This is a genomic window from Mycobacterium sp. GA-1285 (genome assembly GCF_001499905.1).
GTDB lineage: Bacteria > Actinomycetota > Actinomycetes > Mycobacteriales > Mycobacteriaceae > Mycobacterium.
Genome location: NZ_LQIS01000052.1, coordinates 149,932 through 161,899, shown reverse-complemented (window position 1 = coordinate 161,899; position 11,968 = coordinate 149,932). Strand labels below are relative to the sequence as shown.

The following is an 11,968-nucleotide window of genomic DNA, read 5'->3' as shown; positions in this document are numbered from 1 at the left end:
TCAGGCGACGCCGAGGTACGCGGCGCGAATGCTGTCGTCGGACAACAACTCTCGGGCATCACCGGTGCGGGTCACCTCACCGGTCTCGAGGATGTACGCCCGATCCGACCGGCTCAGCGCCTGCTGCGCATTCTGCTCGACCAGCAGCACGGTGGTGCCCTGGGCGTTGATCTCCGCGATGATCTTGAAGATCTGGGAGATCACCATCGGCGCCAGGCCCATGGACGGCTCGTCGAGCAGCAGCACCCGCGGCCTGGCCATCAGGGCACGGCCGATCGCCAGCATCTGTTGCTCCCCACCCGACAGCGTGCCGCCGACCTGGCTGCGGCGTTCGGCCAGTCGCGGGAACGTCTCCAGGATCCAGTCCAAACGTTCCCGGTGCTCGGAGCGAGAGGCGAACTTCCGTCCGTAACAACCCATTTCAAGGTTTTCCACGACCGTCATGCCCGGAAAGACCCCACGTCCCTCGGGCGCCTGCACCAGGCCTTTGACGACGCGCTGATGGGCCTTGACCTTGCTGATGTCCTGGCCTTCGAACCATATCGAGCCCCCAGTCAGAGGCAGCAGTCCCGAGATGGCGCGCATGGTGGTCGTCTTACCGGCGCCGTTGGAGCCGAGCAGCGTGACGAGCTCGCCCTCGTGAACCTTCAGCGAGATACCATGCAGCGCACGGATTCTCCCGTAATGCACGACGACGTCGCGCAACTCGAGAATGACGGGCCGTTCGGATAGCGGGTTACTCGACTGCGTCATCGGGCACCCCCAGGTAGGCGGCGATGACCTTGGGGTCCTCGCGGATCTCGGCGGGCGGGCCGTCGGCGATCTTGCGCCCGAACTCCAGCACCACGATGCGGTCGGTCACGCCCATCACCAGCCTCATATCGTGTTCGATCAGCAGCACCGTGTAGCCGTCGTCGCGGATCTTCTGGATCAGTTCGATCAGCGCGGCTTTCTCCCGAGGGTTGAACCCGGCCGCCGGCTCGTCCAGGCACAGCAGCTTCGGTTCGGTGGCCAGCGCGCGGGCGATCTCCAACCGGCGCTGATCCCCGTACGGAAGGTTCTTCGCCTTCTCCTCGCCGCGGTGCCCGATCCCCACGAAATGAAGTAGGGCAGCCGATCGTTCGATCGCCGACCGCTCCTCGCGGCGGTGGCGTGGGGAGCGGACCAGCGCGCCCGGCACCGAGGTGAAGTGCCGGGCGTCGGTGCCCACCATCACGTTCTCCAGAGCCGTCATCTCGCCCCACAACCGGATGTTCTGGAAGGTGCGGGCGATCCCGCGGCGGGTGATCTGGTGGCGCTTGATGCGGCCCAGCGGTGCGCCGTCGAACGTGACCGTTCCCGACGTCGGGCGGTAGACCCCGGTGATTGCGTTGAAGCACGTGGTCTTGCCCGCCCCGTTCGGCCCGATCATGCCGAGGATCTCACCGCGACGGATGTCGAACGACACCGAGTCCAGCGCCGTCAGCCCGCCGAACTTCATCGTGAGATCTGTTGTCCGCAACAGGATCTCACCCTCTGCGGCCTGGATCTCGCGGTGGACGCCCGCCAGCTCTTCGATGGTCATTGCGCCGACTCCTTCTCCGGCTTGCGCAGCAGCTCGCGTGCGGCCTTACCGTAGGCGAGCAACTGCGCTCGTGCCGGGAACAGACCCTGCGGCCGGAAGATCATCAACATCACCAGGGCCAGCCCGAAGAACAGGTACTTCAGATCGCCGAGGTTGATGCCCAGGAACTCCACACCCAGCAGCCGGTTCGGCAGGTAGACGATGACGAAGGCACCGACCACCACGCCGAGTTTGTTGCCCTGTCCGCCGAGCACCACCGCGCACAGGAACAGCATCGAGTTGATGATGTTGAACGTCGGCGGCGCCACGAACTGCACCTGGCCGGCGTACAACGCGCCCGACAACCCGCCGATCGCAGCGCCGATGACGAAGGCCCACAGCTTGAACCGGAACGTGTTGACGCCCATCACTTCCGCGGCGTCCTCGTCCTCTCGGACCGCGATCCAGGCGCGCCCGACTCGGCTGCGCTCGAGGTTGCCCACGAGAATCAGGATCCCGACCATCAGCACGATGCCCAGCCAGAACCACCACGTCCCGTAGTTGGCGTCGCCCGCGGAGTTACCGCTCGAGAAGACTCCGTCGGGCACGCGTTCGCTCTCCCCCACCCGCGGATAGGCGACCTCGTTCAAACCGCGCGGCCCGTTGGTCACCTCTGAGAGGTTGTCGGCCATGAGCCGGATGATCTCGCCGAAACCCAGCGTGACGATCGCCAGGTAATCGCCGCGCAGCCTCAGCGTCGGCGTTCCCAGGATGAGACCCGTCAGCGCGGTGATGGCCATCGCCAGCGGCACACAGGCCAGCCACGCCCAGTCCTCGTTGAACCATCCCGTGGCGCCCATCTTGTTCCACGGACTGTTCGGGCTGGTCAGCAGCGCAACGGTATACGCGCCCACGGCGTAGAAACCGACGTAGCCGAGGTCGAGCAGGCCGGCCTGGCCGACGACGACGTTGAGACCGATCGCGATGATCGCGACCATCGCGAACTGTGCCATGGTGCCGCCGAAGCTGATGTTCGGCGTGTTCAGGAAGGGCGGCGGAAACAGCGGCAGCAGCGCGAGCAGGCCGAAGGCGACCACCCCGAAGCCCCACTTCTGTACGCGGGAAAGTTCGTCCCACCAGCGACGCAGTGCGTCGCCGGGTGCCAAGACCTTCTCGCTGGCCCTCATGCTCGCGCCTTCCCGAGGCTTTCGCCGAGTATTCCGGTCGGCCGGAAGAACAGCACGAGAACCAGCAGCACGAAGGCCACGACGTCACGCCACTGGGTCCCGAAGACGGCCTGCCCGTAGTTCTCCATGATGCCGAGCAGCAGGCCGCCCAGCAGGGCGCCGCGCAGGTTGCCGATGCCGCCGAGGACCGCGGCCGAGAACGCCTTGATGCCGAGCAGGAAGCCGCCGGAGTAGATGATGCCCTGCGGCACCTTCAACGTGTACAGCAGCGCGGCCGCCCCGGCCAGCAGGCCCCCGATCAGGAAGGTCATCATGATGATGCGTTCGCGGGAGACTCCCATCAGGGTCGCGGTGTCCGGATCCTGGGCCACCGCCCGAATTCCGCGCCCGAACTTGGTTCGGTTGATGGTCAGGTCCGTCATCAACGCGAGAACCAGCGCCGCACCGACGATGATCAGCGTGATGTTGGAGACGGTGGAACCGAACACCGTGAACTGGGTTTCCGGCGCGACGAGCCGAATCGGTTGTTGCGCATTGGATCCGCCGTACCCGTCGATGATCTTCGGCAGGATGAAGTGTACGAATTCCTGTAACACGAAGGACATGCCGATCGCCGTGATGAGAAACGACAGTCGATCGGCCTTGCGTCGTCGCAGCGGCCGGTAGGCGACCGCCTCCAGCCCGACCGCGGTCGCGCCGGACACCGCCATCGCGAACAGCATGGCGATACCCAGGTACAGCACCGTCAGCGCAATGCCTCTGTTGTAGGTGTTACCGCTCGGCGTGAAACCCAGGATCATGTCGAGACAGAAGTACGCGCCGAACATGCCGAACATGAACACTTCCGAATGCGCGAAGTTGATCAGCTTCAGCACGCCGTACACCAGCGTGTAGCCGACGGCCACCAACGCATAGATCGCGCCCCACGACAGGCCGTCGATCGTCAACTGCCAGAAGCCGTCTCGCAACCCGTCCAGGTTGAAGCCGATGTTGGCGGCCAAGCAGGTGTACTGGTCGACGCACTCGGGTGGGATCCCGGTCATCCGGTGGCGGCTCCTCGCGGGAACGGGCCTTTAGCGAAAACGCGTCCGAGCCTTTCGGTCTCGGACGCGTTCCGCCTCAGCGGCTATTGAACTTTGTAGATCCAGATCAAGCTGGTGGTCAGTTCGCCGTTGGGGGTCCACTGGTACTGCCGGGCCACCCCGCGACCGTTGTAGTTGCGGACGAACTCGAGCAGCGCGGGCCGGGTGACGGCACCGGAGTCGATACCCTTGAGCATGATGGTGCCCAGGTCATAACCCTCGCTGCTGTAGGTGCCCGGTTCCTGGTTGAACTTCTTGGTGTACTCCTCGGCGAAGCTGCCGGTCGCCGGCCCGCACGGGCAGGACAGCACAGCGTCTTTGGACGCGTCGCCCGCCTGCTTCACGAACTCGGGGTCCTTGGACCCGTCGGCGCTGGCGAACGTTCCTTGGTACCCGCCGTCCCGCAGCTGCTGAACGAATGCCGCGGCTTCGGCGTAGTAACCGCTGAAGAACACCGTATCCGGGTTGGCACCCTTGATCTGGGTCACCGCCGCAGAGAAGTCCTTGTCGCCCTTCTTCACCGAGATGTTGCAGGACGGGTCGGCAACCGGGCCGAGCGTCTCGCGGACCGTCTGCGCCAGGCCCAGGCCGTAGTCCGTGCTGTCGTCGACCACGCAGACCTTCTTGTGGCCGAGGGTGTTCTTCAGGTAGTTGGCGACCGACGGGCCCTGCACGCCGTCGTTGCCCAGACCGCGCAGGAAGGTCCGCCAGCCTTTGTCGGACAGCGTGACGTTGGTCGCCGACGCCGTGGCCGCGACCAGACCGGCCTGATTGAAGACATCGCCGGTGGCCATGGTCTCACCGGAGAAGGCGGGACCGATCAGGCCGACGGTGGAGGCGTCGTTGATGATCTGCGGCGCGATCTGGGTGGCCTTCTGCGGATCGCCCTCGGTGTCGAAGGTCTTCAACTGGACCTGGCAGCCGGGGTTCGCGGCGTTGTGCTTGTCGACGGCCAACTGGATGCCGTTCTTGATGTTGATGCCCAGTGCGGCATCGGGGCCGTTGAGTGCCCCGGCCATGGCGATCGACACCGGCTGGCACTGCGCGTTGCCGTCTCCAGCCGGATCGGCCGGCGCGGCGCCCTCGTCCGACTTGACCTCGGCGCCGTTTTCGTCGATCTGTATCTGTTCGACGATCTTCAGATCGGTCTGCGCCTCGCCGCCGCCTTCGCTCGGTTCAGACTGTTGGCAGCCAGCTATGCCGAGCACAACCAGACCAGCGCTGCTGATAGCTAATGCTTTCCGTGCCACGCGACCGCGCACGCTTCACCTCCGGCTCATTGGGTTAGTCGGCTCCGGCGCCTCAGCCCGACGGTCCGGGGGCGGCGACGTTCCGGGAAGACCATAGCCAACGCTCGGCGCTGGTGCGTGGTCTTGACCGATGCGTCCCGGCCGTCGCGGTCAAAGCTCGTCATCGGAAACGCAGTTTTTACGGGCCGCCGGCCGGCGGTTAGCTCGCCTCCGGCGCATCGCTCGGCGTGTCGAGGGTTTCGACGACCACTTCGGCGACGCGTTTCATGGTGGTGCGCCGGTCCATCGCGGCGCGTTGGATCCACTTGAACGCCTCGGGCTCGGTCATCCCCTGTTTGGTCTGCAGCAAACCCTTGGCCCGTTCGACCAGCTTGCGCGTCTCCAGCCGATCCGACAGCGTGGCCACCTCCTGCTCCAGCGCGGCGATCTCCCCGAACCGGCTCACCGCGACCTCGATAGCCGGGATGAGGTCGGTGACGGTGAAGGGTTTGACCAGGTATGCCATGGCACCGGCATCCCTGGCGCGTTCGACCAGTTCCCGTTGGCTGAACGCGGTCAGGATGACGATCGGCGCGATGCGCTTGCCGGCGATCTCGGCCGCCGCGTCGATGCCGTCGCGACGGGGCATCTTGACATCCATGATCACGAGGTCGGGCCTCAAGCTCTCGGCGAGATCGACGGCTTCCTGTCCGTCGCCCGCCTCCCCGACGATCTCGTAGCCCTCGTCGCGAAGCATCTCGGCCAGGTCCATCCGGATCAGCGCTTCGTCTTCGGCGACGAGAACGCGGCGGGCCTTCACGGCGTCGGGTGGTGACCCAGCAGCGGTTGCCATGGAAGCCATTGTGGCGGTAGCGGTGCCGTTCAGCGAGTTCGGGGCATCATCTAAGGTGGTAAGCCGCGCAACAGAGCCGCACAACTACCAGAGCCCTCGTAGCCCAATTGGCAGAGGCACACGACTCAAAATCGTGACAGTGTGAGTTCGAGTCTCACCGAGGGCACCGAGAACCAGCAGGTCGACCTCGGTCCGGCGTTACGCTCTAGTCGTGGAGATGAGGCTGCGGCCGGTCTGCGTGCCAGAGATGGCGCTCGAGAACCGGACGCCCGCCCGGGTTCGGCACTACGCGGAAAGGTCCGTGCGACGCCGCCGCGTGCTCGACGTCACCGCAATGATCAGCGCCGCGATCAGCGCCTTCTTCGGCTTTCAGGGCCTACTGATCGGCGTCGAGGTGTGGTGGATCCCGATCGTCAGCCTCATCAGCGCCGTCGCGTTTGCGACGACCCCGCTGCTGAGCCGATTCGGCGAACTCGTCGCACCGCTGGTGTTCTTCGCCGTCGCCTACGTGACCATCACGATCCAGTGCATACAGCTGGGCACCGGTTCGGGGCTGCAGTTCTACTTCGTCGTCGCGGCCGCGATCGTCGTCATCATCCTCGGCATCGACCACATCGTGCTGGCCTCGGTGATGTCTGCGCTGGGCGCGGTGGCGGTGGTACTCCTGGAGTTTCTCGTCCCGGACAACACCGGCGTCCAACCGGACTGGGCCCGTACGACCTCGTTCATCCTCACCGTGGCCACCGCGTGGATCCTCGTCGTGGCCTCGTTGTGGTTCGCGCTTCGGGAGATCCGCCGCGCGCGGTTGGCGATGGAGGCCGAGTACGAACGTTCCGAACGTCTGCTGGCGAACATCCTGCCCGCGACCATCGCCGAGCGGCTCAAGGACCCGACCCGCACCGTCATCGCCGACAGGTACGACGACGCGTCGATTCTGTTCGCCGACATCGCCGGCTACACGCAGCGGGCCAGTGACACCAATCCCTGTGATCTGGTGCGGTTTCTCGACCGGCTGTACACGGATCTGGACGCACTCGTCGACCTTCACGGTTTGGAGAAGGTCAAGAGCAGCGGCGACTCGTACATGGTGGTCAGCGGGGTGCCTAATCCCCGGCCGGATCACCTCGAAGCGCTGGCGTGCCTGGCTCTCGACATGGCCGACGCCGTCGCCGACCTGCGCGACCCGCGCGGACGCAAGGTGCCACTGCGGATCGGACTTGCCGCAGGACCGGTCGTCGCCGGGGTCGTCGGCGCACGCAAGTTCTTCTACGACGTGTGGGGCGACGCGGTCAACGTCGCATCCCGGATGGAGTCCACCGACGTCGAGGGACGCATTCAGGTGCCCCAGGACGTGTACGAACGCCTGCGCAGCACGTTCGTGCTCGAGCCTCGCGGCGAGGTCGAGGTCAAAGGCAAGGGCGTCATGACGACGTGGTACCTCGTCGGACGCCGCGACGACGCGGCCGTGCGAGACGCGGTGGAACTCGAACCGATCAGTCGTCGACCTCAGTCGGTTTGAGCCGCTCCGCCAGCGCGGCCAGCCGCCACAGGGTCTCGCGGTTACGGGGGTAAACGGCGAGGTCGGACAGCTTGTTGGGCATGATCGCGGCGGGCCCGCTCACCGGCATTTCCGTCATCTCCACGCGGCAACCGTCGGGAATCTCGTGCAGCCGCAGGATGATTCGCGCGCCACCGAACGGCCGACCCTTGGCGTGCAGCACCAACTCCTCGGGCGGCACACTCTCCTCGACCACGGTGACGTCGTTGAGCAACAACGGCCAGACGCCTATCGAATGGCGGATTTCGGAGCCCGGCGCCGGCCAGTTCGGGTCGACGGCGCGCATCCGGCTGTTGCCGACCACCCATTGTGAGTACGTCCACCCGTCGGCCAGGACGTCCCAGACCTGTTGCCGGGAAGCATGAATATCACGTGTCACAGTCACGGCGGGAGATATACCCCGATCGCGGAGAACGACTCACCCGTGCGCGATTCGCTAGATCTTGCGGTTCTCGGACTTGATCAGCCAGGCCAGCTTCTCGAGGCCGTCGATCAGCTGATGGAGGATGTCGGCGGAGGTCGGGTCTTCGGCGTCCACCGCGTCGTGCACCGCACGCATGGTGTCGACCGCGGCGTACACCCGAGCGGTGATCAGGTCGACCGCGTCCTGCGTGCTCACCGCGTAGGCGGGAAACTGCGGCAGCGTGGTGCCGGCGGTGACCGTGTCCGAGCGGCCGTCGGGCCATGCCTCGAGCGCACGCATCCGCTCGGCGATGGTGTCACTGCCTTCGCGGGCGAAGTCGACGAGTTCGTCGAGCTGAAGATGAAGGTCGCGGAAGTTGGTGCCGACGATGTTCCAGTGGGCCTGCTTACCCTGCAGGTGCAGCTCGACCAGGTCCACGAGAACCCGCTGCAAGCTGCCGCTGAGTTCCGGCGAGGCCTCGAATGCCTGTACTTCTGCTTCTGAACGACGTGTTGTTGTGGTCATGACCGCTATAGCCTCCTTTTTTGGAATGATTCCAGTTTAGCAGACTGTCCCTGGTCACAGCGCGTTTTGTTGGTCCTGCTTCTCCAGAAGACGGGCATATCCGGCGCCCATGCCCAGCAGCAATAGACCCACGACGATGAACACGACGACGCGGAAGATGCCGTCGAGCGTGCCGAGATCGAACAGGAACAGCTTCGCCGTAGCCGCGGCCACCACAGCCAGTCCTCCGCCGATCGGAACGGACCGGTCGGCTCGAGGTAACCGCGCCGCGTAACCGAACAACGCGGCGGCCAGGCCGATCCAGCAGATCGTTGCCGTCATGTGACCGGCGTAGAACCCGCTGTCGGTGCCGCCGACCAACACGCCCGCGGTGACGGCGAAGGTGGTGACCGCGTACCCCGCGACGAGGGCGGCGACCGCCCACCAGGCGGAGTTCCGGCGGTCGAACGCCCACACGATCGCCACGGCCCACGCGATCAGCAGGACGCTGGCGATCAGCGTCGACGCGGCCACCCCGGCGCTGGTCGACTTCCCCCACAGGAGCGTGTCCGGCGGGGCCCAACTCAGGTAGTAGACGGCGCCGACGACGGCGAAGCCGATCGAGATGCTCTTGGCCATGACGTGCTGCCGCCCTGCCGTCGCGACCACCAGCGCCATCGCCAACAGGATCGGCCCTGCGATCGGGCCGTCGAACGCCACCACCACCGCGGTCAGCGCCGATATCGCGGAGAGCACTGTCCAGATCCGCCGCACCGCGCCGTCCACTCCCGGCAACCGGTCGCTGATCAGCACAATCGCGAGCAGACCGACCGCCAGTGCCGCCGCCATCAGCGCCGCGACGACGCGGTCGACGGCCAGCGCGACCGACAACACGGGCAGCACACCCGCGCCCGTCAGCACGGCCATCGCCGACTTCTTGCGCGTCCCCGGCAGCAGGATAAGTGCACCGGCGATCGCGAGCAGCGCCCCGATGCCACACGCACCGACCAGCCACGGATCGCGTCCGTCGTCGAAGTACACCCCGAGCAGCGCGACCAACAGCGGCAGCGTGGCCGCCGCGATGCGGGCGGCGTGCAGCCAGACCCAGTCCTTGCCGATCTGCACGGGCAGCGAGACCGCCGACAGCGCGAGCATGAACGCCACGAGCAGCAACGTGACACCACCGACCACGATCGGTGCCAGCACCAACAACGGCACCAGGACGAGCAGCCCCAGCTGCTCGGAGTCCCAGCGCCGGGCCAACATGAGCCCGCCTCCGCCGATCAGCGCCGCGAGGACCAGTCCGGCGGGCGGCGATACCCACTCGTAGATCGTGGTCAACGCGATGACGTTTATATAGGCCGCGGCGATACCGGTCGCTGTCAAAGCGACGGCCCCCGTGCGGCCACCGGGCCTGCGGTTCAGCCACCAGCCTGCGCCAACAAGTCCACCGGCCAGTGCGACCCCGGCCGCGACGCGGATCTGCGGCCTCAACAGCCCCGCCTGCGCGGCCAGCACGAGGAGGAACACCACCCCGATCAGCGTCACCGCGACACCGGCGACCGCCAGCAGCTTGCCGATCCAGCCCTCGTTCCGGGCCGGCTTCGGCGCGAACGCCGCCGGCGAAGGTGGGGACTGGGGCGGCGGAGGCGCGGTGTAGGCATGCGCCTGGTATTGCGGCGACGATGCCAGCAGCCGGTCGAGTTCGGTCAAGTCCGACGACACCCGCGCCAGGTACGCGTAGATCGCGGCGACGTCGGCGGACAGGCGGTTGATGACGGCGCGCTGCGGTTCGGTCATGCAGCCATCGTCACAGCGCGACGACACCGCGGGATGAGTAGGACTACTCGTCTAACCCGTGTTCGATCGCGTATCGCGCCAACTCGACGCGGTTGGCGACCTGCAGTTTGCGGAATGTGGCCTGCACGTGGTTCTCGACGGTGCGGTGACTCAGCGACAGCCGCGCCGCGATCTGCTTGGCGGTCAGTCCTTTGGCGACGTGGCGAAGGATCTCGGTCTCCCGCTCGGTCAGGCTCGGGGTCTGGGGCCCACCACGACTCTGGGCGATTCGCCGATATTCGCCGAGCACCAGGCCCGCCAGGCCGGGTGTGAAGACCGCCCTGCCCTCGGCGGTGGCGCGCACCGCATCGCCGAGTTCCTGCTTCGAAGCGCTCTTCACCAGATATCCGGTCGCCCCGGCCTTCACCGCCTCGAGCACGTCTTCCCGTTCATCGGATGCCGACAGCACCAGGATCTTCGACGACGGCGATACGGCGAGCACTTCCGCGGTCGCCTGCGCGCCGTCACCGTCAGCAAGCCGCATGTCCATCACCACGACATCGGGCTGGACCGCTGCGGCGCGGCGCCGTGCGGCGCCCACTCCCTCGGCTGTGGCGACCACGGTGAATCCGTCCTCTGCGAGGTCGCGGGCCACCGCGTCGCGCCAGATGGGATGGTCGTCGACGACCATCACCGTCGGGGTAGCGTCAGTTCCCATTCCGTCCCGCTCTCCGGCCCGGTGGTCAGCTTGGCGCTACCACCGAGCCAGTTCATCCGTCCGACAATCGATTTGGTGATACCGATGCGCCCCTCCCGGACCGCCTCCTCGAGCCGTCCCTCGGGGATCCCGGTGCCGTCGTCACGGATGCTCACCGTGATCGTGTCGCCGAGGTCTTCGAGCAGCACGTAGGCACGGGCGTCCGGTCCGGCGTGCGCGGCCACATTGTCGAGCGCGTTGACCACCGCGGCGGACAACTCCGTGGCGACGACGGTGTCGAGCAGTACCGGTTCGGCGGGCAGGCTGACCGAGACGCGGTCGGACGCTCGTTGGCGCAACAACGCGCCGACGTCGGTCATCGCCCCGACGCGTGGTTCGGCCTCCCATTTGGCGGAGCCGGAGCTGACCAACCGTCTCAGCGCACGCTCCTGCTCGCCGGCGAGCTCGGCGAGTTCAGCTGTCTCTCCGCCTATTTCGCGGCCACGACGTGAGACCAGCGCCAGCACCTGGATGGCGCCGTCGTGCACCTGGCGGGAGAACCTCTCGCGTTCCTGGTGAGCCGCCGCCAGCCGAGCCGCCTGCTCCAGCTCCGAATGGGCCCGACGGGCGGTTTGCGCGGCCATGCCCACCGCCAGTCCGACGGCTAGTTCGATGACGATCGTCGCGTTGCGGCCGAGGTCGTAGTTGATGAATCCTTTGACGACGGTGCTGGCGACCATCACGAGCACCCCGGTGAACATGCCCGCGATCGGCCCCGCGACGATCGCCGCCGAAATCGTCGCATTGGTCGCCCACAGCGTCGTCGGCCACGACTGATTGTCGAACGCCCACTGGGCCGAGGCGACCACCTCGGTCGACAGGATCAACGCCATCACCACCGCGATCTCGGCCAGCACGAACGCCGGACGTCGGCCGAACCCCTGCAGATAGGCCAACGCGCACAGGGCACTGAACCCCAGGAGCACTGCGAACAGTGCCCACGCGAGGGTTGGGCGGTCCAGGTCGGAATTCACCGACACCTGGAATCCGAGCGCGTACAGGCAACTCAGCAGTCGGAACACCTGCGCCGCTCGCCACAGCGGCGTGGCCGGATCTGGGTCGCTGGTCGGCAT

Annotated in this window: 12 protein-coding genes and 1 tRNA gene; 2 read left to right on the top strand and 11 right to left on the bottom strand. The window is 66.5% G+C overall.

The annotated features are described in order from the left end of the window. The 6 genes from AU193_RS19470 to AU193_RS19445 form a co-directional block, all read right to left on the bottom strand. Window positions 1-753 (bottom strand): ABC transporter ATP-binding protein, encoded by a 753-nt coding sequence (locus AU193_RS19470; protein ID WP_064424001.1) that lies wholly within the window; start codon window positions 751-753, stop codon window positions 1-3. Further along, window positions 737-1,564 (bottom strand): ABC transporter ATP-binding protein, encoded by an 828-nt coding sequence (locus AU193_RS19465; protein WP_064424000.1) that lies wholly within the window; start codon window positions 1,562-1,564, stop codon window positions 737-739. The genes AU193_RS19470 and AU193_RS19465 overlap by 17 nt, the downstream gene beginning before the upstream one ends. Beyond that, window positions 1,561-2,730 (bottom strand): branched-chain amino acid ABC transporter permease, encoded by a 1,170-nt coding sequence (locus tag AU193_RS19460; protein ID WP_064423999.1) that lies wholly within the window; start codon window positions 2,728-2,730, stop codon window positions 1,561-1,563. The genes AU193_RS19465 and AU193_RS19460 overlap by 4 nt, the downstream gene beginning before the upstream one ends. Then, entirely contained in the window at window positions 2,727-3,773 is a 1,047-nt protein-coding gene (locus tag AU193_RS19455; RefSeq protein ID WP_064423998.1) for a branched-chain amino acid ABC transporter permease, read from the bottom strand. Before AU193_RS19455 ends, AU193_RS19460 begins: the two co-directional genes overlap by 4 nt. Before the next feature lie 83 nt (window positions 3,774-3,856). Then, window positions 3,857-5,074 (bottom strand): branched-chain amino acid ABC transporter substrate-binding protein, encoded by a 1,218-nt coding sequence (locus AU193_RS19450; RefSeq protein WP_064423997.1) that lies wholly within the window; start codon window positions 5,072-5,074, stop codon window positions 3,857-3,859. Window positions 5,075-5,261: 187 nt separating this feature from the next. Further along, window positions 5,262-5,894, bottom strand: coding sequence for an ANTAR domain-containing response regulator (locus AU193_RS19445; RefSeq protein WP_064423996.1), 633 nt, complete (start codon window positions 5,892-5,894; stop codon window positions 5,262-5,264). A gap of 92 nt (window positions 5,895-5,986) precedes the next feature. Here AU193_RS19445 and AU193_RS19440 point away from each other — a divergent pair. Together AU193_RS19440 and AU193_RS19435 are read left to right on the top strand one after the other, a co-directional pair. Next, window positions 5,987-6,060: transfer RNA gene (locus AU193_RS19440), tRNA-Leu, on the top strand. Window positions 6,061-6,111: 51 nt separating this feature from the next. Beyond that, complete coding sequence (locus AU193_RS19435; RefSeq protein ID WP_172798366.1) at window positions 6,112-7,413, top strand: adenylate/guanylate cyclase domain-containing protein; 1,302 nt, start codon at window positions 6,112-6,114, stop codon at window positions 7,411-7,413. Here the strand turns inward: AU193_RS19435 and AU193_RS19430 are convergent. The 5 genes from AU193_RS19430 to macS are packed head-to-tail and all read right to left on the bottom strand — an operon-like array spanning window position 7,388 to window position 11,968. Continuing rightward, complete coding sequence (locus AU193_RS19430) at window positions 7,388-7,837, bottom strand: SRPBCC family protein (protein WP_064423995.1); 450 nt, start codon at window positions 7,835-7,837, stop codon at window positions 7,388-7,390. The genes AU193_RS19435 and AU193_RS19430 overlap by 26 nt on opposite strands. A gap of 51 nt (window positions 7,838-7,888) precedes the next feature. Further along, a complete protein-coding gene (locus tag AU193_RS19425) occupies window positions 7,889-8,380 on the bottom strand; it encodes a Dps family protein (protein ID WP_064423994.1) in 492 nt (163 codons plus the stop codon). A 54-nt stretch (window positions 8,381-8,434) separates the two neighbouring features. Beyond that, window positions 8,435-10,159 (bottom strand): DUF2339 domain-containing protein, encoded by a 1,725-nt coding sequence (locus tag AU193_RS19420; RefSeq protein WP_064424069.1) that lies wholly within the window; start codon window positions 10,157-10,159, stop codon window positions 8,435-8,437. Window positions 10,160-10,202: 43 nt separating this feature from the next. After that, window positions 10,203-10,856: a response regulator transcription factor gene (locus AU193_RS19415; protein WP_064423993.1), complete on the bottom strand. Its 654-nt coding sequence runs from the start codon at window positions 10,854-10,856 to the stop codon at window positions 10,203-10,205. Then, window positions 10,829-11,968, bottom strand: coding sequence for a MacS family sensor histidine kinase (macS, locus tag AU193_RS19410; RefSeq protein WP_172798357.1), 1,140 nt, complete (start codon window positions 11,966-11,968; stop codon window positions 10,829-10,831). The genes AU193_RS19415 and macS overlap by 28 nt, the downstream gene beginning before the upstream one ends.

Excerpts from the sequence above, each read along its gene's own strand:
- AU193_RS19435 (WP_172798366.1), top strand. The coding sequence starts at position 6,112 with ATGAGGCTGCGGCCGGTCTGCGTGCCAGAGATGGCGCTCGAGAACCGG.
- AU193_RS19465 (WP_064424000.1), bottom strand. The coding sequence starts at position 1,564 with ATGACCATCGAAGAGCTGGCGGGCGTCCACCGCGAGATCCAGGCCGCA.
- AU193_RS19415 (WP_064423993.1), bottom strand. The coding sequence starts at position 10,856 with ATGGGAACTGACGCTACCCCGACGGTGATGGTCGTCGACGACCATCCC.
- AU193_RS19470 (WP_064424001.1), bottom strand. The coding sequence starts at position 753 with ATGACGCAGTCGAGTAACCCGCTATCCGAACGGCCCGTCATTCTCGAG.
- AU193_RS19420 (WP_064424069.1), bottom strand. The coding sequence starts at position 10,159 with ATGACCGAACCGCAGCGCGCCGTCATCAACCGCCTGTCCGCCGACGTC.
- AU193_RS19455 (WP_064423998.1), bottom strand. The coding sequence starts at position 3,773 with ATGACCGGGATCCCACCCGAGTGCGTCGACCAGTACACCTGCTTGGCC.
- AU193_RS19445 (WP_064423996.1), bottom strand. The coding sequence starts at position 5,894 with ATGGCAACCGCTGCTGGGTCACCACCCGACGCCGTGAAGGCCCGCCGC.
- macS (WP_172798357.1), bottom strand. The coding sequence starts at position 11,968 with ATGCCGACCAGCGACCCAGATCCGGCCACGCCGCTGTGGCGAGCGGCG.
- AU193_RS19425 (WP_064423994.1), bottom strand. The coding sequence starts at position 8,380 with ATGACCACAACAACACGTCGTTCAGAAGCAGAAGTACAGGCATTCGAG.
- AU193_RS19460 (WP_064423999.1), bottom strand. The coding sequence starts at position 2,730 with ATGAGGGCCAGCGAGAAGGTCTTGGCACCCGGCGACGCACTGCGTCGC.